The sequence below is a fragment of the Pseudomonas sp. FW215-R2 genome, assembly GCF_058789255.1.
This window is the reverse complement of record NZ_JBYTBO010000003.1, coordinates 24,385-47,345: the sequence shown is the minus strand read 5'-3', so window position 1 is coordinate 47,345 and position 22,961 is coordinate 24,385. Positions and strand designations below refer to the sequence as shown.

21 protein-coding genes are annotated in these 22,961 nt (G+C 60.5%); 4 read left to right on the top strand and 17 right to left on the bottom strand.

Annotated elements, in window-relative coordinates; all coding sequences use genetic code 11:
• Nucleotides 1–46 precede the first annotated feature (46 nt).
• The 9 genes from AC3WRD_RS05115 to mdaB all read right to left on the bottom strand — a co-directional run bounded on the left by AC3WRD_RS05115 (nt 47) and on the right by mdaB (nt 10,338).
• Nucleotides 47–1,459: a hypothetical protein gene (locus AC3WRD_RS05115; protein WP_096818747.1), complete on the bottom strand. Its 1,413-nt coding sequence runs from the start codon at nt 1,457–1,459 to the stop codon at nt 47–49.
• Between the two features lie 112 nt (nt 1,460–1,571).
• Entirely contained in the window at nt 1,572–3,038 is a 1,467-nt protein-coding gene (locus AC3WRD_RS05110) for a D-aminoacylase (RefSeq protein ID WP_102619371.1), read from the bottom strand.
• 25 nt (nt 3,039–3,063) lie between these two features.
• Entirely contained in the window at nt 3,064–3,702 is a 639-nt protein-coding gene (locus tag AC3WRD_RS05105; RefSeq protein WP_096818741.1) for a YdcF family protein, read from the bottom strand.
• Entirely contained in the window at nt 3,699–4,370 is a 672-nt protein-coding gene (locus AC3WRD_RS05100; protein ID WP_256580583.1) for an HAD family hydrolase, read from the bottom strand. The genes AC3WRD_RS05105 and AC3WRD_RS05100 overlap by 4 nt, the downstream gene beginning before the upstream one ends.
• A 1-nt stretch (nt 4,371) precedes the next feature.
• Nucleotides 4,372–5,547 (bottom strand): MFS transporter, encoded by a 1,176-nt coding sequence (locus AC3WRD_RS05095; RefSeq protein WP_102619369.1) that lies wholly within the window; start codon nt 5,545–5,547, stop codon nt 4,372–4,374.
• A gap of 64 nt (nt 5,548–5,611) precedes the next feature.
• On the bottom strand, nt 5,612–7,333 hold the full coding sequence (locus AC3WRD_RS05090; RefSeq protein WP_102619368.1) for a carbamoyltransferase family protein: 1,722 nt from the start codon (nt 7,331–7,333) through the stop codon (nt 5,612–5,614).
• 445 nt (nt 7,334–7,778) lie between these two features.
• Complete coding sequence (locus tag AC3WRD_RS05085) at nt 7,779–8,672, bottom strand: NAD-dependent epimerase/dehydratase family protein (protein WP_102619367.1); 894 nt, start codon at nt 8,670–8,672, stop codon at nt 7,779–7,781.
• 103 nt (nt 8,673–8,775) lie between these two features.
• Entirely contained in the window at nt 8,776–9,687 is a 912-nt protein-coding gene (locus AC3WRD_RS05080) for a LysR family transcriptional regulator (protein ID WP_096818727.1), read from the bottom strand.
• Between the two features lie 60 nt (nt 9,688–9,747).
• Complete coding sequence (gene mdaB / locus AC3WRD_RS05075) at nt 9,748–10,338, bottom strand: NADPH:quinone oxidoreductase MdaB (RefSeq protein WP_096818724.1); 591 nt, start codon at nt 10,336–10,338, stop codon at nt 9,748–9,750.
• A 201-nt stretch (nt 10,339–10,539) separates the two neighbouring features.
• Between mdaB and AC3WRD_RS05070 the strand changes: the two genes are divergently transcribed.
• Nucleotides 10,540–10,854, top strand: coding sequence for a putative quinol monooxygenase (locus AC3WRD_RS05070; protein WP_102619366.1), 315 nt, complete (start codon nt 10,540–10,542; stop codon nt 10,852–10,854).
• On the opposite strand, the gene AC3WRD_RS05065 is transcribed toward AC3WRD_RS05070, so the two are convergent.
• Nucleotides 10,844–11,608 (bottom strand): sulfite exporter TauE/SafE family protein, encoded by a 765-nt coding sequence (locus tag AC3WRD_RS05065; protein ID WP_102619365.1) that lies wholly within the window; start codon nt 11,606–11,608, stop codon nt 10,844–10,846. The two genes, AC3WRD_RS05070 and AC3WRD_RS05065, sit on opposite strands and share 11 nt — an antisense overlap.
• An 82-nt stretch (nt 11,609–11,690) precedes the next feature.
• Here AC3WRD_RS05065 and AC3WRD_RS05060 point away from each other — a divergent pair, with 82 nt between their 5' ends.
• The 3 genes from AC3WRD_RS05060 (at nt 11,691) to AC3WRD_RS05050 (ending at nt 13,589) form a co-directional block, all read left to right on the top strand.
• Nucleotides 11,691–12,572 carry a LysR family transcriptional regulator gene (locus AC3WRD_RS05060; protein ID WP_096818717.1) on the top strand — a complete coding sequence of 294 codons (882 nt, stop codon included), beginning with the start codon at nt 11,691–11,693 and terminating at the stop codon, nt 12,570–12,572.
• 172 nt (nt 12,573–12,744) lie between these two features.
• Nucleotides 12,745–13,254, top strand: a complete 510-nt coding sequence (locus AC3WRD_RS05055) for a flavin reductase (protein WP_007953834.1) — start codon at nt 12,745–12,747, stop codon at nt 13,252–13,254.
• Between the two features lie 59 nt (nt 13,255–13,313).
• Nucleotides 13,314–13,589: a helix-turn-helix domain-containing protein gene (locus tag AC3WRD_RS05050; RefSeq protein WP_085713206.1), complete on the top strand. Its 276-nt coding sequence runs from the start codon at nt 13,314–13,316 to the stop codon at nt 13,587–13,589.
• A 52-nt stretch (nt 13,590–13,641) separates the two neighbouring features.
• Here AC3WRD_RS05050 and AC3WRD_RS05045 read toward each other — a convergent pair whose 3' ends face one another.
• From AC3WRD_RS05045 to AC3WRD_RS05015, 7 genes are all read right to left on the bottom strand, one after another.
• Nucleotides 13,642–14,199, bottom strand: a complete 558-nt coding sequence (locus AC3WRD_RS05045) for a chorismate--pyruvate lyase family protein (protein WP_102619364.1) — start codon at nt 14,197–14,199, stop codon at nt 13,642–13,644.
• Between the two features lie 75 nt (nt 14,200–14,274).
• The gene (locus tag AC3WRD_RS05040; protein ID WP_007953843.1) at nt 14,275–14,640 is read right to left on the bottom strand and encodes an ArsR/SmtB family transcription factor; all 366 of its coding nucleotides are present in this window, start codon (nt 14,638–14,640) and stop codon (nt 14,275–14,277) included.
• Nucleotides 14,641–14,769: 129 nt separating this feature from the next.
• Entirely contained in the window at nt 14,770–16,221 is a 1,452-nt protein-coding gene (locus AC3WRD_RS05035; RefSeq protein ID WP_102619363.1) for an efflux transporter outer membrane subunit, read from the bottom strand.
• A 9-nt stretch (nt 16,222–16,230) separates the two neighbouring features.
• Nucleotides 16,231–19,308 carry a MexW/MexI family multidrug efflux RND transporter permease subunit gene (locus AC3WRD_RS05030; protein ID WP_096818710.1) on the bottom strand — a complete coding sequence of 1,026 codons (3,078 nt, stop codon included), beginning with the start codon at nt 19,306–19,308 and terminating at the stop codon, nt 16,231–16,233.
• Nucleotides 19,305–20,405 carry an efflux RND transporter periplasmic adaptor subunit gene (locus AC3WRD_RS05025; protein WP_102619362.1) on the bottom strand — a complete coding sequence of 367 codons (1,101 nt, stop codon included), beginning with the start codon at nt 20,403–20,405 and terminating at the stop codon, nt 19,305–19,307. The genes AC3WRD_RS05030 and AC3WRD_RS05025 overlap by 4 nt, the downstream gene beginning before the upstream one ends.
• Before the next feature lie 137 nt (nt 20,406–20,542).
• Nucleotides 20,543–21,700: an acyl-CoA dehydrogenase family protein gene (locus AC3WRD_RS05020; protein WP_096818707.1), complete on the bottom strand. Its 1,158-nt coding sequence runs from the start codon at nt 21,698–21,700 to the stop codon at nt 20,543–20,545.
• A gap of 230 nt (nt 21,701–21,930) precedes the next feature.
• A complete protein-coding gene (locus tag AC3WRD_RS05015; RefSeq protein WP_256580582.1) occupies nt 21,931–22,935 on the bottom strand; it encodes an NAD(P)-dependent oxidoreductase in 1,005 nt (334 codons plus the stop codon).
• Nucleotides 22,936–22,961: the final 26 nt, after the last annotated feature.

Below are 22,961 nucleotides of genomic sequence, written 5' to 3'. Positions count from 1 at the left end.
GGGATTCGCCCGCCTGAGGCGGGCGTGTCAGGTTCAAACGGCCTGCTCAGCGCACTGTCTTGAGCGTGAGGTCATGGTAGTAGTGGTTGTTCTTGTCGGTACGGGCGAAGAAAAAGTAGCCGTAGTCCTGCAGGTAGTAGTACGTATCCACCCGGCCGTACTGATCATTTTTCTGCTGGCAAGAAAGTTCTTTGGCCCCGCCGCTCAGCGTGGCATTGAGTTCATTGGCAGACAGGTCACGAACCACCGTGCATTCATTGCGGCGAGTGATTTCGCCAAGCTTGCCGATCACCGAATTGGACGTGCGCAGTTGCATGATGTAACCCAGCTTGCCGTTGACCGGCATGTGCTGCCAGTCACCACTGAAGCTGAGCTCCTCCACGCTGGAGCCGTCTTTCATCGACGACGGCTTGCCCACGCCGAACTCCGTTTGCCTCACCAGCTCGAACAGCCCACGGAAGGTCACGCTGTTGCCCTCGTAGCCGTTGCCCGTCAAGCGCTGGGTCGACTGGCCACTGACAGCGTCGACACCGAGGAAACGTTCCTCGCGCATGTCCTTGGTCGTGGACTCGTAAGTGGACTTGCCTACCACTTCCACGTAGCTCAGAGGCTTGCTGACCGGGGTCATGTTCAGGTTCTTGATCGCGGAAAGTACCTTGTCGGATACCATCGGCAAAGTCGTCGGCTGGGTCTTCTTGGCACGGGGTACGAACACCGGCAACTGCGCGATGGATTGCGGCTTCTCACAGGCCAGTTTGAACAGCATCTCGTAGTCGTCGTTGCTTCCGGCAATTGGCTGGGCGGCCAGCGAAGTGCGGTCCTGGCCGTCGGTCACGGTGTTGTCGACATTGAGGTCATACCCCCCGATCGGACGGAACACCTGTTTGGAACAGTTGACGGCATAGTGCTCACGCTTTTGTGCATAAGGCGCGTTGTAGGGCATATCGAACGCTACATACGGATTGTCGTACGCGGCCCAGAACTTCAACTCATTGCCTTCGGTCTTGAGGCTGTTGCGGTCGATCATCACCCATTGCTGTTCGCCACTGCCCTTGACCACACGCCAGTCCGCCTGTGGCGTCTGCGCGCAGGCACGAATGAAATCAGGGTGACGCTTGAACGTCGGATACGCCGACGCAGGAATCGGCAAGCCCACGCTGTACTCGCGGCCATTGCCCCCCAGATAGCGACGCACGGAACTGGTCAGGTACAGAAGGCTGCCGCGATCCGCCGTGCAAGAGGCTTCAAGTTGCGCGAGGATCCCTGATCCCGCTTGAGCGTTGCCTGTGTCGCTGGTTTGAAAGCTCAAGACATCGCCTTCGCGAATGATCGAGTCCTGCACGATCGGACGCATCAGGATGCCCCCTGTTTCAGCCTGGGAGGCGGCGGTTCTGGCTTGCGGGGTGACGGCGCAGCCAGTCAACAGGGTGACGGCTACGAGCAAACTGACGCGATACATGAAACTCCCTGGGCGACGTACGCCAAATCCACTGGATGTCAGCAATTCGGCTTGGTCGAGGGAATCTTTAGTCTCAATGTGCCATCACGCTATCAATCCAGCTTCCCTGCCCTCACAACGCGCGCGCGAATCCCGCGCGCAAATCCCCTTGTCTGGCAAGGAATCGGCCTTCACGCCGACCGCTGGCCTGTCCGTCGCGATAACTCAACACGCCATTGATCCACACACCATCGATGCCTTGCGCCGGTCGTTGCGGATCGCTGAAATCAGCCACGTCACGTACGGTTGCGGGGTCGAACAACACCAGATCGGCCCAATAGCCTTCCCGGATCTCGCCTCTTTCCTTCAAGCCAAAGCGCGCCGCCGAAAGACCGGTCATCTTGTGCACGGCGGTGTGCAGCGGAAACAGGCCTACATCACGACTGAAATGCCCGAGCACCCGAGGGAAAGCGCCCCACAGGCGCGGGTGCGGGAACGGGTCTTCCGGCAGGCCGTCGGAACCGACCATCGACAGCGGATGGGCGAGGATCCGGCGCACGTCGTTCTCGTCCATGCCGTAATACACCGCGCCCGCCGGTTGCAGACGCTTGGCGGCGTCGAGCAATGGCAGGTTCCATTCCGCGGCGATATCCATGAGATCACGGCCGCCCATGTCCGGATGCGGTGTCGACCAGGTAATGGTGATGCGGTGGGCATCGGTCACCTGCTTCAGATCCAGCGTCGAAGAACTCGCCGCATACGGGTAGCAATCGCAGCCGACCGGGTGGGTTTTCGCCGCTTCTTCCAGCGACGCGAGCAACTGCGGACTGCGCCCCCAGTTACCTACGCCGGCACACTTGAGGTGGGAAACGATCACCGGCGAACGGGCGTGGCGGCCGATGCGAAAGGCTTCGTCCATGGCCTCCAGCACCGGTTCGAATTCGCTGCGCAGATGGGTGGTGTACACGGCGCCGAACGCGTTCAATTCTTCAGTCAGCTGCATGACTTCATCGGTGGATGCCGAAAACGCACTGGCGTAGGCCAGACCTGTGGATAAACCAAGGGCGCCCGCCTCCAGGCTTTCACGCAACTGCTCGCGCATCGCGCTGATTTCATCGTCGGTCGCGGTGCGAAACAGATCATCGAGGTGATTGCTGCGCAGTGCCGTGTGCCCCACCAGTGCCGCGACGTTCAGCGTGGTGTTGGCCGCTTCGACCGCCACGCGGTAATCGCTGAAACGTGGATAGACGAATGCGGCGGCAGTGCCGAGCAGGTTCATCGGATCCGGTGGATCGCCCTTGAGACTGACCGGTGCTGCGCTGATGCCGCAGTTGCCGACAATCACCGTGGTCACGCCCTGGCTGAGCTTGGGCAGCATCTGCGGCTGGCGGATCACCACGGTGTCGTCGTGGGTGTGCACGTCGATGAAGCCCGGCGCCAGCACTCGGCCGGCGGCGTCGATTTCATCGGTGGCGCTCACATCGCGCAAGTCACCGATGCGCGCGATGCGGCCATCGAGGATTGCCACGTCAGCGGTATAGCCGGGGCTGTTGCTGCCGTCGATGACCAGGGCGTTGCGAATCAGTGTGTCGTACAGCATGTCAGTCTCCGGCGGCAGCTCGGCGTCAGTGTCTGCCTTTGATCAAATGGTGATCGAATCCTTGTTCGATCAGGTAGCGCCAGGCTACCTCGACTTCCTCGGGAATCACCTGCTCGACCTGAAAGCCCAGCGAAGGGTAAACCATGATCCGGTGCACATCCCCGACCATTTCGTCGATCAGCCCCAGGACCCCGATCAGGTTGCTGACCTCCCCCGGAAAACTGAAGGACGGCGCATCCACCCAGGCCTCAAGCCCTGGCCATTGAACGGGCAAGGTCAATGCCACGCGCCGGATCGAATTCGGCTTGGTCAGGAACGTCGCCCGGCGCACGTCCGGGAACAACGCTCGGGCAAATGCGATGTTCTCGGCGAAGTTGGTGGCACGGGATTCGAGGGTGAACTGATCCGCCGAAACACCTTGAATCATGGCCCGTTGCGCAAAAATATCGGCTTCGGTCCGTTCCCACAAATGCTTCGTCCAGTTACCAGTGTTGCCGGTAAACAACAGATGCGGGGCGACGCCTTTTTTCAGCAACTGGCAGGCGTAATCGCAGACTCGAAGGTCGTAGGAGCCGCACACCACGATCAGCTCACAATCGCTGTGTTGGCGCCCCGCCCCCAGGAAATTCCACAGGACGGTCGCGTGTCGCAAGGTCGGTGTCATGAGCGTGCGAACCTCTGGGCAAGCTGCCCGCTGATAAACAACCCACCGTCGGCATAGAGGTGTGTATCCACCCCGCCCTGCGAGACCGGGAGCGCCGTGAAATCCGCGTACGTCCGCAGTGCCCCATGAGTGGTCAGCGTCGGGTCGTCGCCGATACCGATGCACAGCGCGCCGCTGCTGACCGCCGACTGCACGCCGCTGACGGAGTCTTCGAAGACCAGGCATTCATCGCTCTGACGCTCCAGTCGGGCGGCGGCCAGGCGATAAGGATCGGGAGCCGGCTTGCCACTGCGCACATCGTCGCGGCAGATGATGCAGTCGAAAACCGACGTCAGGTCGTGTTGCTGCAAAACGTGGTCGACTCGCGCTCGCCAACTGCTGGTCACCAGCGCCAGCGGCACGCGCCCATTCAATTGGGCGATGAACGCTGCGACACCCGGCACCAGCGGACAGATCGAAACCTCTTCGATGGCATCGACTTCTTGCTTGATGGTCACGCGCGTCTGTTCGTCGAACTGACCAAACAGGGCCTGCAGGGTGTAGCCGCCCGGGCGGCCGTGAATGTGGTCGTCGATGAACGCCTGATCGACGGCAACACCGTAGTTGCGCGCCACCGTGGTCCAGGCGAACTCGATGACCTCGCGAGACTGGATAAGCACGCCGTCCATATCAAAGCAGACGGCTGTAAACGTTCGTTGTGGCATCGGTTGCACTTCGCATTTTCTGGTGAGCAATGAATGCCAGCACGGTTCCCATCAGGGCAAACAGCGCCATGACATACCAGGACCATTGTGGCTGCGTCTCGTACAGATACCCGGCAAAGGGTGTGGCCAGGCCCATGGGCAAGGCAACCGCCAGCGAGTAATAGACACCCTGGGTAAACACCTGGATATCTGGCGGGGCGTGATCGCGAATGCAGCGCATGATCGCCGAGTGATACGCCGCGAAACTCAAGGCGTGCAGGCATTGCCCCAGCAGGATCACCGGCACCGCATCGCTTTCGGAAAACAACGCCCAGCGCGCCGCCGCACAGACACTGGAAAACATCACGATGGGCAACGGCGAACAGAACGACAGGACCTTGTTGGAGAACGCGAAATAAGTGATTTCCGCGATCACCGCCACTGACCAGAACACCCCGATGGCGGTTGAAGAATAGCCCTTCACGCCCCAGCCAATCGACGCCGTGGAAAAGTACAGGGTGTGACTCAGTTGAATGAAGCTGGCGGCGGCAATCGCGATCAACAGGCCTTTTTGGGCGAACAGCGCCTTCCAGTCGGGCCGTTTCGTCGCACGCTCGGGCGGTTGCAGATGCGCCAGCGTGACCTGACGCTTCAGCCACAGGCAAGCCAGCGCGGTGAGCAACATGCACGCGGCAATCACCACCGGCACCCATGACTGGCTGTACTGCGCAAACAACAGGCCGCCGAGGGTCGAAGTCAGGATAAATGCTGAAGAGCCCACCGCACGGACCCAGCCGTAGTTCTGCAGGGCTTGCTTGTCACGCTTGAGCAGATAGGACTCGGACAGCGGCAACACCACCATCCACAGCCCGCCAAACAGGATGCTCAGGCACACGAATCCCCACAGGTGCACCGGCATGAAATAGAACAGCAACGTACACAATGCTGCCGAGAAACCGAGAAACGCCGCGAGCCGCAATTGGTCCACGCGCCAATCGGCCACGTACGTAATCAAGACCCCGGTCACCACCTGGGGCCAATAGACCGCCGCGATCAGCAGGCCAATCTGGCTGGCACTGAAGCCCAGCGAATTCAGCCAGGTCGGCCAGAACGGGTAGATGATGCCTTCTGCCGCAAAGAACCCGAAAAAGATCAGATACATGGGTCAACCATACGCTCGATGCTCCTGAACAGGGCTCCAGCGGAGCCCTGTAATCATCCATCCATTATTCGAAGCGTTGTTGGGTGAAGCTGTTTTTGCCTTTGCGCCAGACAATCAGTGATTCACTCATCACCACCAGATCGACCATCCCTTCTTTCAACGCATCCAGCGCATCCTGAGGCGAACACACGATCGGCTCTTCGTGCCGGTTGAACGAGGTGTTGATCAACGCTGCCTGACCGGTCCGCTCATGCCAGGCATTCAACAGCCGATGCATGAATGGATCACGCTCCGGGCGAATGATCTGCGGCCGCGCCGTACCATCGATGTGCACCACCGCCGGGCTCGCTTCGCTGAACTGCGGATGACAATCGTAGGTCATGGTCATGGTGTCTGCCGCCACTTGATCCTCATCCCAGCCGACGTAGCAGGCCTCTGCCTGTTCAATGGCGGTGACCGGGCCGAACGGCATGAACTCGGTGCGGTGCATGCGTTTGTTCAGCCAGTCGTTCACTTCGCCATCCTGCGCGTGATAGACGATGCTGCGGTTGCACAGTGAGCGCGGGCCGAACTCCATCTTGCCCTTGAACATGCCCAGCACCTGGTTTTCCATCAGTGCGTCGGTCAGCACGTCGATGATGTTCGACGGTGTGTGATAACCGAGTTCAGGGTAGTCGCGATGGATCAGGTTGATGTTCTGCGAAACGCTGCGCGATTCCGGCCCGAGGGTCATTGCCGGGTTCTTGAAGCGGGTACCGTTCTCCAGGTACGCCGCCCCGACAGCCGCCGCCAGCGCCAACCCGCCATCGCCCATGCACGGCAGCACATAGACGTTTTGCACGCCGGGAATCTCGCGCAGGCGCTGGTTGAGTTTGACGTTGCCAAACACACCGCCGGCCAGGCACAGGTTGGTACTGCCGCGTTGTTCCAGGTGATGTTTGACGATCGCCACCAGCAAGTCTTCGGAGTGGCGCTGCACGGCGGCGGCGATATCCTCGGGGGTTTCCCGGGAGAAAAGGGTTTCCAGTGATTCGCTGTAGTTGTTGTAGGACGGCACGAACAGGTCGCCGCAACGGGCCTTGATGCGTCCGTCTTCAAAACGGATCATCTGCTGCATCACCCCCAGCAACTTCTGCGGATCGCCAAAAGCAGCCAGGCCCGTGACCTTGCCTTCATGCCGGTTCGGTTTGTAGCCCAGCAAATGGGTGATCCGGCCGTAGAAATAACCCAGGCTGTCGATGCTGGTTTCGCGTTGCAAAACCGTGGTTTCGGTCGGGCTGTACCAGGTCACGGTCAGGGACTGGAAGTCGCCGCGCCCGTCACAGGTCAGGGTCAAGGCCTCATCGAACGGCGAGCAGACATAAGCACCGAGGGCATGGCATTCATGGTGATCGATGTAATACGCCTTGCCGGCCAGGCCATTGGCGACAATGTATTGGTCGAATTCGGCGCGCTTCTCTCTGTCGTTTCGGACTTCATCGGTGACACGCTGGCGGAACTGCGCCAAGCCTTCGGGGTTGTTCCGGACTTCCTCGACGATTCGGTCGAAATACAACTCAAGGTGTTTATCTGCGTTGAAACCGGCATTCCATCCGTAAGCCACGTAGTCGAGATCTTCCAGTGACACGCCAGCCTGGCTCAACACAAACTCGATGGACTTGGCGGGCCAGATCTTGTGGTCCTTGATGCGGGTGAAACGCTCTTCGCTGACTGCCGAGAGAATCTGACCATCGCGTACCAGGCAAGCGCCCGACAAATCGTTATTGGTAATGCCCAAAATGACCATAACTACTCCTTGTTCTTGCCAATTTCGCGGATGAGTGTGCCCACGACCGAAGAGCGCAATGCTCCGGCCAAGGCGCTTGGCGCCGAGTCATGAACCGTGAGGAGGCGAAATCGTCTGGTTCGCCCGGGATATGCCTTTACGTGCAGGCAGCAGAGGTGCGTATTGCCATCGCAAATTCCTTTTGCAAAAAAATTCCACGGGCGTTACCCACCGACCTGGCCTCATGGCCAGACAACCCGTGGGTGCCCGCTATCCTACAAACCGGCCAGCTGCGTTGGCCATGCCTGTGCGGGGATCAGACTAGTAGGAAATTTCTGAACGTCTCGATAAACAGCCGCCTAAAAATCAGATCCCACGTTCATGTCCTGAATTTCCGGGGCACAAAAAAACCTGTGGGAGCACGATGCTCCCACAGGTTTGGCAAGGCCCGGATGCGCGGATGGGCTCACACCATTTCGTTGCGAATCCACTCGACCACTGACGTGCGCTTCGGTACCCAGCCCAGCAGCTCACGGGCGTGTTTGCCGCGTACCCGGCTGTTCGATCCGAGGCCATAGTTGGCCATTTCGTAGCCCCACTCCGCTTCGGCGTCTTTCAGCGGCCAGTCCTGTGGCTGGCCCAGATTCAGGGCCTGGGCCATGGCGGTGGTCATGTCGATGAACGACGCTTCGCCGCTTTCGACAAAGTAGAACATGCCCGGGACGTTTTTGGTCAGCGCCAGCAGGTACAGAGACACCACGTCTTCGATGTGCACGTTGGACCAGATGTTCTGGCCAGTGCCGACGTGACGCACCACGCCGCTTTTGCGCGCCTGTTTCAGCAGGCGCGGCAGTTGCACGCTGTCGCGATGGACGCCCAGGCTGTGGCCGTAGATCAGGGTGTTGCAAATGACGGCCGAGTTCACGCCGTCCTTCGCTGCCGCGAGGATCAGGTTGTCGATGGCCACCCGTGCGGCTTTGTCGACAGTCGGCTCCGGCAGGTTGTCTTCGAAGTAGATGACATCGCTGGATTTGCCGCCCGACGCATCGCCGACGATGCTCGAACCGCTGGTGTGCAGGAACACTTTGTTCGAGCCGCGCAGGGCATCGAGCAAGGCTTCGACCGCGCCGCGATGATCGCTGCTGGCGGCGTTGATCACAGCGTCGGCGGCGCGGGCCTGTTCGGCCAGCAGTGCCTTGTCGTCGAGGGTGCCGATCACCGGGGTGATGCCCAGTGCTTTCAACTCATCGGCCTGCTCGGCGCTGCGCACAAGACCGGTGACGGTGTGCCCGGCCTGGACCAGACCAGTAGCGATGGAGCCGCCGATAAAACCGGCAGCGCCGGTAACGAATACGTTCATGGAGAAACTCCCTGCGTGAATAAGTGATGCAACGAGTATCGACCGCCGAGTCCGGTGGAAAAACCCGCCCTCAGCCAATTCACTCTTGCGCAGGAGTCACGAATCAGCCTTTGAAATCGGCGCTGGCGTAAGCCGCCAGTTTGCTCTGGATGAAGTCCAGGAAGCACTGGATCCGCAGCGCCAGTTGCGAGTTGCGGTAGTACACCGCGTTGATCGGTTGGCGATAACCGCTGTTGAATTCCGCCAGCAACACCTTGAGGCGCCCGGCGCGAATGTCGTCGATGGTCATGAAATGCGAAAGGCAGGCAATGCCCTGGCCTTCCAGCGCCAGATGCCGAACCGTCTCGCCGCTGGAGGCGCTGATCACCGGGGTGATCGGCCAGCGATCGCCGTGCACGTAGCGCAGCGGCCACTGGTTGAGGCCTTCGTTCTGGGTGAAGCCGAGCAAGGTGTGTTCGCTGAGGTCGGCCACTTCCAGCGGCGCGCCGTGTTTTTCCAGATAGGCGGGACTGGCAACGATCAACAGCGGACTGCAACCGAGCGAGCGGGCATGCAACGTCGAATCGGCGAGGGTGCCGATGCGGATGGCGACGTCGGTGCTTTGTTCCAGCAGGTCAATGATCAGGTCGTTGCTGTTGAGTTCGAGCTGGATGTCCGGGTACAGCCGCCGGAATTCGTCGATGTACGGCACGATGGCGTGGAGCATGAACGGCGATGCGGCGTTGATGCGCAGCCGTCCGGACGGCGTCTGCTGGCGCGAAGAGAGGCGCTCTTCGAGTTGGTCCATCTGGTCGAGGATCAGCTTGGCCTGCTCGAAGAAATACTTGCCCTCCTCGGTCAGGTCCATGCGTCGGGTCGTGCGGTTGATCAGCGTGGTGTCGAGCTTGGCTTCCAGCCGCGACAACGTGCGGCTGACGGCCGACGGCGTCTGTCCGACCTGCTCGGCGGCGGCGGAGATTGAACCGCATTCGATCACGCAGACGAAAATCTGCAACTCATCGGATCTGGCTTTCACGGGTGTCCTCGAATCGAAAGGCCTGCTGCGCAAGCTCAGGCCTTCGATAGTAGCCGAGCGTCAGGCCTTGAGGCCAAACACCTCGGTCAGATGCTGCTCGTAACGCGCCACATCCGCTTCGATGTTCGGGCGCTTCATCACGTCCACACAGAGGAACGTCGGCAGACCGGTCATGCCGAGGAACTCGTTGGCCTTGTGGAACGGGAAGTACACCGCATCAACGCCTTTGGCTTCGAAGAAGTCGGTCGGGTCATCGAACGCCTGCTGCGGCGCGTTCCAGGTCAGCGACAGCATGTATTGCTTGCCGTGGATCAGACCGCCGCTGCCGTACTTCTGCGAGGAGTCGGAACGGGTGCGACCGTCGCTGGCGTAGAGGCTGCCGTGGCCTTCGGTGAAGACTTCGTCGAGGTACTTTTTCACGGTCCATGGCGCGCCCATCCACCAGCCCGGCATCTGATAAATGATCACGTCGGCCCAGAGAAATTTGGCGACTTCTTCGGCGATGTCGTAACCCTCGTCGATGAAGGTGGTCTTGACGTCGACACCGCCGCGATCCAGCACGCTCAGCGCCGCTTCGTGCAGGGTGGCGTTGTAGCGACCGTCGGAGTGGGCGAATTTTTTACCGCCGTTGAGCAACAGCACTTTTTTCATGGGACAGCCTCGATCGGATTCCGATGCGCAGCGCAGAGCGCTGGATGGAGAAGGGGAAAAACTGGATGGCGGCAGATTAACGATGCGCCTCGCGCGGAATAAGCCGCGGTTGCGCAAAATTCATTTGAGTAAAACGCACGAATCGAATGCCGATTGTTGCCTTAGGATTGGCCGCCATCTGAATCTGAGGAGTTTTTTGCGATGAGCGAACGCCAGGGTTTCATCCTGCACGCCAAGACCCGCCCGGAAAAAGCCGAGGCCTTCGAAGCGTTTTTCCGCGGCTACGTCGAGCCGAGCCGCGCCGAACCCGGCTGCATCGAGTACCACATGCTGCGCGACAAGGAAGATCCGAGCCTGTTCATTTTCTACGAGATCTGGGAAACCCAGGCGCACCTGGACGTGCACTCGAACCTGCCGCACATGCAGCAGTTTCTCGCTCAGCGCATGGAGTATCTGGAGCGGGATTTCGACATCCGTCCGATCGACATGCTCAGCGATTCGTCCGCTAGCCGCTGATCAACAGATGGGCGCCGAGCGCGCCCAGACCGATGAAGAACACTCGCTTGAACAGCACGGCGCTGATGCGCTGGCGCAGCCATTGGCCGAACAGCATGCCGAGCACCGCCGGGATCAGCGCCAGCAACGAGGCGCTCAATTCTGCGCCGCCGAGCGACCCGCGCCAGAGCAATCCACCGGCCAGCGCCAGGGTCGACACGGTGAAGGACAGGCCCAGCGCCTGTACCAGTTCGTCGCGGTTCAAACCCAGTGCCTGCATGTAGGGGACGGCGGGAATCACGAACACGCCGGTGGCCGAAGTGATGACGCCGGTGACCACGCCACACAGCGGTCCCAGCCACGGTTCATGGCGGCGACTGACACTTAGCGTCGGCAGGAACAATCCACTCAGCGCATAGAGCAACAGCGCCGCGCCAAGTCCGCGCACCACCCAATGCCCGCCTGCCATGCCGATCCACAAAGTGCCGATAGCCGTGCCGAGGAAGATCGCCAGCAGCATCGGCCACAGCCGTTTCACCAACCCGCGCAAATGCCCGCCGAACGCCAGTTGCCAGACGTTGGTCAAGGTTGCCGGAATGATCAGTAACGCCGCAGCCTGCGACGGTGCCATAGCCAGACCGAGCAGGCCCATGGCGACGGTGGGCAGGCCGAGGCCGATCACACCCTTGATCAGGCCGGCGACGACGAAGGTCGCAATCACCAGCAATGACAGGGCCAGACCGAGGTTTTGATAAAAATCTGCGAGTGCGTTCATGGCGACACTCTGCACCCACACGGATGAACTGAAAATCTGTCATACACTGAGGCAGCCTCTCTCTCAGCAAGAGCCACGCGTCATGCACTTCGACCTCACCGACCTGCGCCTGTACCTGCACATCCTCGACAGCGGCAACATCACCGCCGGCGCCGCGCGCAGTCATCTGTCGCTGGCGGCGGCCAGTGCGCGGATCCGGGCGATGGAGGCTTCGTTGGGCACCGAGTTCCTTGAGCGCGGGCGCCGTGGTGTCACGCCGACGCCGGCCGGCAAAGCTCTGGCGCAACATGCGCGGGTGTTGCTGCAACAGGCCGACCGCCTGCAGCAGGATCTGGCCGAATACGCCCAAGGCGTCAAAGGCCAGGTGCGTCTGTTGTGCAACACCACGGCGCTCAGCGAATACCTGCCGGAGGTACTGGCGGATTTCCTGCGCGAGCACCCCAACCTCGACATCGATTTGCAGGAGTTGCCCAGCGCTCGCATCACCCATGCCTTGCGCCAGGGCGCGGCGGATCTGGGCATTGTGTCCGACGCGATCGACACCTCCGACTTGCAGACCCGAGCCTTTCGCGATGATCCGCTGGTGCTGATTCTGCCTCTGGAACATCCACTGTCTGATGCGACCGAAGTCAGTTTCAGCGACGCCCTGCGCCATGACTTCGTCGGCCTGCATGCCGACAGCGCACTGGCGGTGTACCTGGAAGAACAGGCCCTGCACAGCGGCTCACGGATGCAGATGCGCATCCGCGCCGATGGTTTCGACGGCGTGATGCGCATGGTGGCCCGGGGCGCCGGCATCGGCATCGTGCCGCTGGCGGCGGTCCAGCGTGCCGCACCGCAGGCCTTCAAGTCCCTGCCGATGAATGAAGCGTGGGCCATGCGCAAACTGTTGCTGTGCGCCCGGGATTTCTCCACGTTGCCGGCCTATGCCACAGCCTTGCTGCAAGCCTTGGCACTCCCCTGAGATTTATCTTTTCATCTGCAAAATAAGCACAAGGAATAGCTTGCAAGGTACGGATACATACGTACTATATCGCCAGAGCGAACGTGTTGCCCGATACCCGTTTTCGCACAACGACAACGGACAAGGAAGAACGGATCGGCTCCATTAAACCTACATGGAATGAGGTGACGCGATGGTTGATTCAACGGAGTTTCGTAATGCAATGGCGATGCTGGGGAGTGCCGTCACCATCGTCACGACCGATGGCCCTGCGGGGCGTTTCGGCTTTACCGCGTCGGCGGTGTGCAGCGTGACGGATTCACCGCCCACGCTGTTGGTATGTGTCAATCGCTCGTCGTCCAATCACGAGCATTTCAAGACCAATGGCGTGCTGTGCGTGAACGTCCTGACCGGCGATCACCAGTCGACCTCCGGGGCGTTCGCCAATCGGCAGTTGAGCATGCAGGAGCGCTTTTCCAGCGTGAATTGCCAGACACTCAAGACCGGCTCGCCGGTGATCGAAGAGGCGTTGGTCAGCCTCGATTGCCGGGTCAGCAAGGTCGACGAGGTCGGCACCCACAGCATCTTCTACTGTGAAATCCTCGAGCTGCAGCAACACAGCGAGGCCACGGAAGGCCTGGTCTATTTCAACCGCAGTTACTACCGTCTGAACGACGAACTGCGCCTGGCACCCGAGCAGTGATCCAGACACCCGCCGGCATCGCAGATTGCTAGCCGGCGGGTCATGACAGGGATGTAACCATGCTATTCAATGAAGACAACTTCGCGGATATCGACCTGAACCTGATCATCATTTTCCTGGTGCTGTTCCGCGAACGCAGCGTGTCACGCACGGCCGAACGCCTGCACGTCAAACAACCCGCCATCAGCGGATCGCTGGCACGACTGCGCAAGCGGTTCGATGATCCTCTGTTTCTGCGCTCATCCAGAACCATGCGCCCGACCTCGAAAGCCGAGGAACTGGCGCAGGCCCTGACGCCGGCAATCAAGCAGATCGAAGCGGTCATCCGGCTCTGAACAACTTGCGAAAAAAAACCTGCGGGAGTTCGCTCCCGCAGGTTTCATTTTGTCAGGCCGATTTGAGCGCCTGAGCGTACTCGACCCGTGCCCAGAACGCCGGCAGGAAGCACTCGCTGACCAGCAGTGCCGAACCATTACGAGTGAAACGCGAACGTCGGGCCAGCAACCGTTTGGCCTGCGGCGCGTAGCGATAGGACAGCGCCGCCAACGGTGCGCCGGGGGACAACAAGGCGCATTGGAAGGGTTCACGCAGGGTCTGATCCGACGTGTAGAGAATCTCGGCCAGCGGCCGGCGACCATAGCCATTCAGATCCGCCCAGTCGCCGTTCAGCGCCGGCATGCTGGTCAGGCTGCGCGCGGTGACGCAGGCCTCGCCATCGAGCTTCATCACCACTTCACGCACCCAGCCGATGGTCGCCGGTGGCACGTTCAGCGCTTGCGCTTCTTCAGAATTGAGCGGGCCATGGGACTGCTCGACCACTTCGATTGAATAGTCGCCCATGGCTTTCAGACGCGGGGTCAGTGCCCCGGGCAAAAACAGCCAGTGATGCTCGGAGCCGGTCAATTCCGACAGGGGTCGCGACGACCAGTAATGACTTGTATCCATACCCGCACACACCTTCCTGGTGATGGTGAATTGATTGGTTGCCGTGGAAGGCCAACCCTTCACCGGCGGTGTCTGTCACTCGGCTCCGTTTTCTTCGGTCACTTCGTGTTTGCTGATCACGCTGATGGTCTGTTCATCGGTCTTGACCGCCGACAGCAGCGAGTCGAGAAGCCCCGGGAAACGCACGTCCATGTCTTCACGACGCAAGGACAGCAGGTTTTCCCGGCCGTAGGGGCGTTGCCAAATCAGACCGCTGTCACGCAGAACCCGCCAGTGATGGGTCATGGTCGACTTCGATGCACCCTTGAGGATCCGGCCGCATGGATGTTCCTGGCCATCGGACAACACTTTCAACACGGTCAGGCGTAGCGGGCTTCCCAATGCGTTCAGCACATTTTCCAGAAGGATCTGATCCTGATTGGGATGATTCGGGACGTTCATAGGTAGGTACCCTTGATGATATAGGCGGGAATAATCCGGCTTGTATTCGTCTATACGAGAACAGTAAGACTATACACAAGATGCCTTTTTCCCGCGACAGCCGCCCCGAAGGCGGCGTCCCGAAAAAAACTACAGAGCACTGCTCTGTGCCGTCTCCAGCGCGGGGGCCTGGAACCCGCCGCCCAGCGCCGCCATCAACGAAACCGAACTGTCGATGTGCTTGCTGTTGAGGAAGGCCAGGCGCATTTCGTCCTGAATCAATTGTTGCTCGATATTCAGGGCATCGAGGAACGTGTCCTCCCCGGCCTTGTAGCGCGACTGCGACAGATCGTAGGACGACTGCGCAATCGAACAGGCATCGCGCTGCACGACGATTTGCTGTTCGAAAGAACGCAACTGCGTCACCGAAATCGCCACCTCATGCAACGCCGAATTCAGCACCCGGTTGTACTGTGCGATCGAACTGTCGAGTTCAGCGTTGCTGGCCTTCAGATCGGAGCGCAGACGCCCCGCATCGAAGATCGGCAGCGACACCGTCGGCGCCACATTCCAGAACTTGCTGACCCCGGCGAACATCGCATCACCGATCAAGGCATGCGAACCCGCCGCCGCCACCAGGTTGATGTTCGGGTAGAACGTGGTCTTCACCGCCTCGACGTTCTTGGTCTCGGCCTCCACTCGCCAGCGCGCCGCAACGATGTCCGGGCGACGACCGAGCAACTGGGCCGGCAACTGCGCCGGCAATGCCACCACGCTGGCCTGCAGATTCGATGGCCGCTCGAGCGTGTGCGCACGGTCGACGCCCTTGCCGATCAGCGCCGACAATTGCAGCCGGGCAATTTCGATGTCTTCGTTGGCGCCGATCAGGGTTGATTCCGAACGTGCCTTGAGGCTCTGCACCTGCTTGAGTTGCGACAGGTTGTCGAGGCCCGAGCCGTAGCGCGAATCCGTCAGCTCCACCAATTTGCTCAAGCGTTCCAGATCGCGCTGGTTGAGCTCCGACACCTGCCAGGCGTATGCCAACTGGTTGTAGGCCTTGACCACGTTGGTCGCCAGAATCAGCCGCGACGATTGCAGGTCGACTTCCGCAGCTCGTGCGCTGTTGAGCGCCGATTCCCAGGCGGCACGCTGGCCGCCCCAGAGGTCGAAGGTGTAGCTGAAGTTCACTGCCAGATTGCGTGCGGTGAAGTACTTTTCACCCTCGCCGCTGTAGTCCTCGAAGCGCGACAGCCGGCCGCGAGTGACACCTGCCGACGCGTCCATTTCCGGGTAACGCTCGGCATCGCGCAGGTCGAGAAATGCGTTGGCCTTGGCGACCCGGGCAGCGACTTCCTGCAAGTCCGGGTTGCTGGCATACGCCTCTTCGATCAACGCGCCCAGACGCGGATCACCCAGCGATGTCCACCAGTCCGCACGCGGCCATTGGGCCGGTGGCAACTTGTCTTTCAGGCTGTCGGACGGCGCATCGCCGACCGCCAGCAATTTGCCCTGATGATCGATCCCGGCGTAGTTCACACAACCCGCCGCCAACAGGATGGCCGCCGCCAGGGGCGCCAGCATCAAACGTGTAATCGAATACATGTCACGTCCTCACAGGATGGGTTGCGGCACACCGGCCGGTTCGGCTTCGGGTGCGTGGCTCGGTTGCTTGATCGAACTGAGCAGCGTGTACACCGACGGCAGAATGAACAGCGTGAACAAGGTACCGATCAGCATCCCCACCACAATCACCAGGCCCAGGCCGAAGCGGCTGTTGGCACCGGCACCGCTGGCGAACAACAGGGGCGCGAGGCCGACCACCATGGCAGCGGTGGTCATCAGGATCGGCCGCAGACGCACCTGCGCGGCGTGCTGGATCGCTTGCACGCGGTCCATGCCTTGCTGGCGCTGCAACTCGTTGGCGAACGCGACCATCAGGATCCCGTGCTTACTGATCAGACCGATCAGCGTGATCAGGCCGATCTGGGTGTAGATGTTCATCGAAGTCATGCCCAGCGCCAGCGGCACCAGGGCCCCGCAGATCGACAGCGGCACGCTGATCAGAATGATGAACGGGTCGCGGAAGCTCTCGTACTGCACGCTCAGCACCAGATAGATGATCACCAGGGCCAGGCCGAAGGTGAACGCCAGGCTGTTGCCTTCCTGCACGTATTGGCGGGCATCGGACTGCCAGTCGAAACTGAAGCCGGCCGGGAAGTTTTCCGATTGCTTCTGCAGGAAGCCCACCGCATCACCCAACGTCACGCCCGGCGCCGGAATGGCCTGGAACGTGGCGGAGTTCTGCTGGTTGAACTGGGTCAGGCGATTCGGCTCGACCTTGACGCTGAGGGTCGCCAGCGTCGACAGCGGCACCGGGTTGCCCTTCTGATCCTTCACGTAATACAGCTTGAGGGTTTCCGGGGTCAGGCGATCCGCCGACACCGACTGCGGGATCACATCGTAGGAACGACCGTGGAACGAGAACCGGTTGACGTACTTCTCGCCGATCAGGCTGTTGAGCGTCTCGCCGATGTCCTGCATGCGGATGCCCAGGGCGTTGGCCTTGGCGCGGTCAACCTGGATTTCCACCACTGGATTGTTGAAGTCCAGATCACTGTCGACCACCGCGAACAGGCCACTGGCCTGAGCCGCTTTCTTGAGCTGATCCATCACGTTGTACAGCGCCAGATAATCCTGATCGCTGCGGATCACCATCTGCACCGGCAGACCACCGGTAGAGCCCGGCAGCGGCGGCATCTGGAACACGAAAATGCTCGTGCCTTCGATCTGGTTCACCCGTGCCTGCAAATCAGGCTGGATGGTGTTGGCATCGCGGCCGCGTTTTTCCCAGTCCACCAGGTTGATCCCGCCGACGCTGTTGGACAGACCGTCGGAACCGTTCGCCACCCAGTTGCTGTAGCCCTCGGGGATTTCGTTGAAGGTCTTGTACAGCTCGTGTGCGTAGGCTTCGAGGTAATTCAGGTTGGCGTGCTGCGGCGCCTTGATCGCGGTCAGCAGGATGTTCTGGTCTTCCAGCGGCGCCAGTTCGGTCTGCGCTGAGCGATAGAGGAACGGCAGGCTGAAGAAGATCACCAGCGCCACGCTCAGGCTGATCCAGCGACGTGCCAGCGAACCGCCGAGCAGCGCGCCATAACGACGGGACAGGTACTGGAAGAATCGATCTGCCTTGACCGCCATGAAGCCTTCGCTGGTTTTCGCGTCCAGCAGACGGGTACTCATGATCGGCGACAGGGTCAGGGCGACAATGCCGGAAATCACCACGGCACCGGCCAGGGTCAGAGCGAACTCCTTGAACAGCGTGCCGGTGAGGCCGCCCATCAGACCGATCGGCGCGTACACCGCCGCCAGGGTGAAGGTCATCGCCACCACCGGCCCGGCCACTTCCCGCGCACCGATCAGTGCAGCGTCGAACGGCGTCTTGCCCTCTTCGATGTGACGGTGGACGTTTTCCACCACGACGATGGCGTCGTCCACCACCAACCCGATGGCCAGCACCATCGCAAGCAAGGTCAGCAGGTTGAGGCTGAAGCCGAACATCTGCATCAGCATCGCCGCGCCGAGCATCGACAGCGGAATCGTCACCAGCGGAATCAGCACGGTGCGGAACGTGCCCAGGCACAGGTAAATCACCAGCACCACGATCACCAGCGCTTCGAGCAGGGTGTAGCTCACCTCGTCGATCGACGACTGAATGAAGTGCGCCACTTCGAACGGGATCTGCACGGTCACGCCCGGTGGCAGGGTTTCCTGAATCTGCGGCAGCAATTCACGTACGCGTTTGACGATGACCAGCGGGTTGCCGGTCGGCGCGGCGTCCAGACCGAGGAACAGCGCCGGTACGTCGCTCATCGCGCCGCTGGTGTCGGTGGAGGCTGCGTTCAGTTCCACCGTGCCGACGTCACGCACACGGATGATGTGGCCGTTGTCGTTGCGCAGCACCATGTCGCGGAAATCTTCGACGCTGTTCAGGTCGGTGTTGACCCGCAGGTTGCTGACCACGTACAGGCCTTTGACCTGGCCTGGTGCTGCCTGGAAGTTGTTGCCTTCGATGGCGGCCGAAACGTCCTGCCCGGTCATGCCGTAGCCGGCCAGACGCTGCGGATCGAGCCACAGGCGCATGGACAGTTTCTGCTCGCCCATGATGTTGATCTTGGCCACGCCTTCGATGCCGGCGAACATCGGCTCGACGACACGGGAGATGTAATCCGACATCTCCGGAATGGTCAGGTTGGAACTGGCGAACGCGACGTAAGCCACGCTGGTGAAACCGCCGGAAGTACGTTCAACCACAGGGTCGTAGGCGTCCTTCGGCAAGCGATATTTGATCTGGTTGACCTTGGCCATGACCTCGGTCAGCGCCGCGATGGAATCACTGTTCAGTGCCATGCGGATCGTCACCTGGCTGCGACCCTGGGTCGAGGCCGACGACAGATAGTCGATGCCTTCGACCGAGGCCACGGCCTGGCTGATCGGTTGGGTGACGAAGCCTTGCATCAGTTCCGAAGATGCGCCGGGATACTGGGTGGTGACCGTGATGGTCGACGTTTCCAGCATCGGGTACTGACGGATCGGCAGGTTCATCAGCGCACGCACCCCGAACAGCAGGATCAGCGTGCTGACCACCACGGCCAGCACCGGGCGGCGAAGAAAGAGGTCGGTGAAATTCATTTTTCCAGCCCACTGAGTTTAAGAGCAATCGTGTCCGGCACGCCTTCCACCGCCACGCCGTCGTGGAGTTTGAGCTGACCGGAAGTCACCACCTGCACACCTTCGATCAAGCCCTTGTCGACCACCGCCCAGCCGTTGCGACGCTCGCCGACTTTGATCGACTCACGCTTGACCTTCTGCACGCCGGTCTCGTCGGTGTAGACCGAGAACACGCTCTCGCCGTAGGCGTTGTAGGTGATCGCGGTTTCCGGAATCAGCAACTCGGCGGTCTGTGGCAGGGTCACCGAGACCCGTGCATACATGCCGGGACGCAGGCGTTTTTGCGCGTCGGTGATGACCGCTTGAACGTTGATGGTGTGGGACTGGTTGATCTGCGGGTCGACCGCAACGATCTTGCCGGCGAAGGTCACGTCACCCCAGGCATCGACCTTGGCCTGCACGGTCTGGCCCAGTTGCACTTGCGAGCCATCGCGTTCGGCGAGGGTGAAGTTGACGCGCAGCAGGCCCGGATCCGTCAGGGTCGCTACCGCGCTGCCGGCTTGCAGGTACTGGCCCAGATGCGCCTGGCGAATGCCGAGGGTGCCGCCGAACGGCGCACGAATGTGCCGTTGAGCGATCTGCGCCTGCATGCGTTCCATGTCGCCCTTGGCAGCGTCGTATTGAGCGCGGGCACTGTCGAAGGCGCGACGGCTTTCGGCGCCGGTCTTGGCCAGTTCCTGGACACGGGCAAACTGTGCCTTGGCCGATTCGTACTCGCCTTTCAGGCGAACCAATTCACCTTGCTCGGGTGCGTCGTTGAGCTTGAGCAGCACCTGCCCCGCCTTCACTTCATCACCGGACTCGAAATCGATGTCCACCACTTTGCCGCTGACTTCGGCCGACACCAGCACCTGACGCTGCGCTTCGAGTTTGCCGATGGCTTCGAGGTAGTAGGTGTACGGTTGTTTCTTGACCACGGCCAGACCGACCCGGGTGCTGGGAATCCGTTGCTCGGCCGCAGCCGGTTGCGGCGACCAGAAACGCCAGCCCAGCGCGGCGGACAGCACCACGACCAGAATAATAAACACCAGCGACTTAATAATATTTCGAGCAAGCATGTGGCACTCCCTTGACTCTTTACTGCGAGCACAAAAGTTTGAGATTTAAGAAAATAAAGGTGCAACTTGAAACGGGCGCGCTATTGATCCCTGTGAACATTCACTGATAACGCACCCGTTTTTTTATTTATCGACTATTACGCCGCGGCCAGTACGTTGGTTTTATCCAGGTAATACTTGCCGATACCGTGCAAGTTCAAAGGCGACAGGGTGAAGTGCTTCGAACCGGTATGAATATCGCGGAAGCAACGCTCCAGGAAGTGCGACTTGTAGACGGCTTTGGAACCGGCCATCGAGTAGATCTGGTTGACGGCGTTGACCGAGTTTTCAGTCAACACCGACGCTGCCAGACCGACGCGGGCGCTGACCGGTTCGCCGATGGTTTCACCGCGGTTGATCACCTGATGGATGGCATCTTCAAGCAACAATTGCGCGGTGTGTACCGAGGAGATGGCGCGGCCGGTCTTCTCGAAGATCACCCCTTCCAGGCCCGGGTCGGTGTTGATAGCACGGTCGTTGCGGAAGTGATCCACGGCGGCCCGGGCCACGCCCAGCACGGTGGACATTGCCGCCAGGGTGCCGAACTCGTAGTAGCCGGTGGCGTAGGCACGGGAGCTGCGCGCTTCGGGGGATTTCTTCAGAGTTTCGACGTCCAGCGAGAACGCCTTGTTGACGATGACGTTGGAGCACTGGAAGTGATGGCTGCCGGTGCCGCGCATGCCCAAGGTGTCCCAGGTCGACAGGATGGTGCACTGGCTGGCGGGTACGAAGAACATCCGCACTTCCGGGGTGGTGTTGTTTTCGGTGCCTTTGACGGTGGCGGTGCAGACCAGCCAGTCGGCGTGGGCCGAGCCGCTGGCGAAGGCCCACTTGCCGCTCAGCAGGTAGTCGTCACCCATTGGCAGCGCTTCGCCACCGGAGTGGATGGCGCCGATCACGAAACCGTCGCAGTGGTTGTAGATCGCTTCGGAAGTGGCTTCCGGCAGGTAATCCGAGAGGCGCCCCATCGCCACTTGTACCGCCAGCTGCCAGGACAGCGAGGCATCATGCCGGGCAAATTCCAGCACCAGCGCGGAAGTGGTCTGGATATCGACCTGGGAGCCACCGAACGCCCGGGACACCGACGTACGGCCAAAACCGTCCTTGAAGAAGCGGGACATCACATCCTTGTGAGTCGCATTGGTCTGCTCGCTGTACTCGCGGTGCTGAACAATCAGCGGATTCAGTGCACGCACCTTCTCGAGCCATTCATTGGATTCGGAGGGAAGGCTGTTCCATTGCATTAGATTTTTCATAACGGCTCCTAGCTATTATTTATTTACGATCAGCAGACGAAAAAACAGACGAACTTTTATTGTTGTTAAACCCCGATAAAAATGTACGTCTACAGTCGTACATTTGACAAGCATTATTCTCAGACTTCTTTCACTTTTCAGTAAAAGGCAAATAGCTGTCCGACAATAATTAACAGCGCAAGATTCCAACCGAACTAGCAAGGCAAGTTACGGCGTTTAAATCCGATTGATTACTTCACGCCGGCACGCCGGTCACTGACCCGCGACAGCGATGCCCAGTCCTGATCGGCCTGCCCATGGGCCATGCCGTCCAGCAAGTTGTCCTTCAACACGCTGGCAAACAGCAACGGCACCTGAGCAGCCTCCCCGGCCTCCAGCACCAGGCGCACATCCTTGAGGCCCAGCGACAATTTGAAGCCGGCCGGCTCGAATGTCTCATCGGCCATCTGCTTGCCGTAACCCTGATAGACCGGAACAGGGAACAGGGTCGAAGTGATCATGTCGATGAACGCCGCACGACTGATGCCGTAACCACCGGCCAGGGTCGAGGCTTCGGCCAGGGACTCGATCGCCGAGGCGACCATCAGGTTGGCCGACAGTTTGGCGGCGCACGCCACGTCGGCGGCTTCACCGAAGTGCCAGGTCTTGCGCCCCAGCACATCGAACAGCGGCTGCACCCGGACCAGTGCTGCGGCAGGCCCCGAGGCGAGAATATTCAGATTGCCGGCGGCCGCCACATCGACCCGCCCCAGCACCGGCGCCGACACATAACCGACGCCGCGCGCCTCGTGCAGGGCCGCCAGCTCTTTGGCCAGCGCCACGGACACCGTGGACATGTTGACGTGAACGCTGCCGGCCTGCAGACCGTCCAGCGCCTTGGCGTCGAGGAACACCGAGCGGATCGCCGTGTCATCGCCAAGCATTGAAATCAGCACGTCGGCCTGCGCTGCCAGCGCGGGGGTGTCGACAGGTTCGGCGCCAGCCCTGGCCAGCTCTTCCAGCGGTGCCGACGAGCGATTCCACACGCGGACCCGATGTCCGGCCTTCAGCAGGTTCAGCACCATCGGCGCACCCATCGTGCCCAGACCGATAAATCCCAGTTCCATGTCGTGTTCCTCTCTCGATGAGGTCTTCAAATCCGTTTGTACAATGCCCCACGATTGCGATTGTACGTGTACAGGCGTACATTTCAAGTGCCACGTTGATTCATTCTTCGCGGCAAGGGTTTCAAACACACCTTTACCCAAGGCAAGGAGGCTTT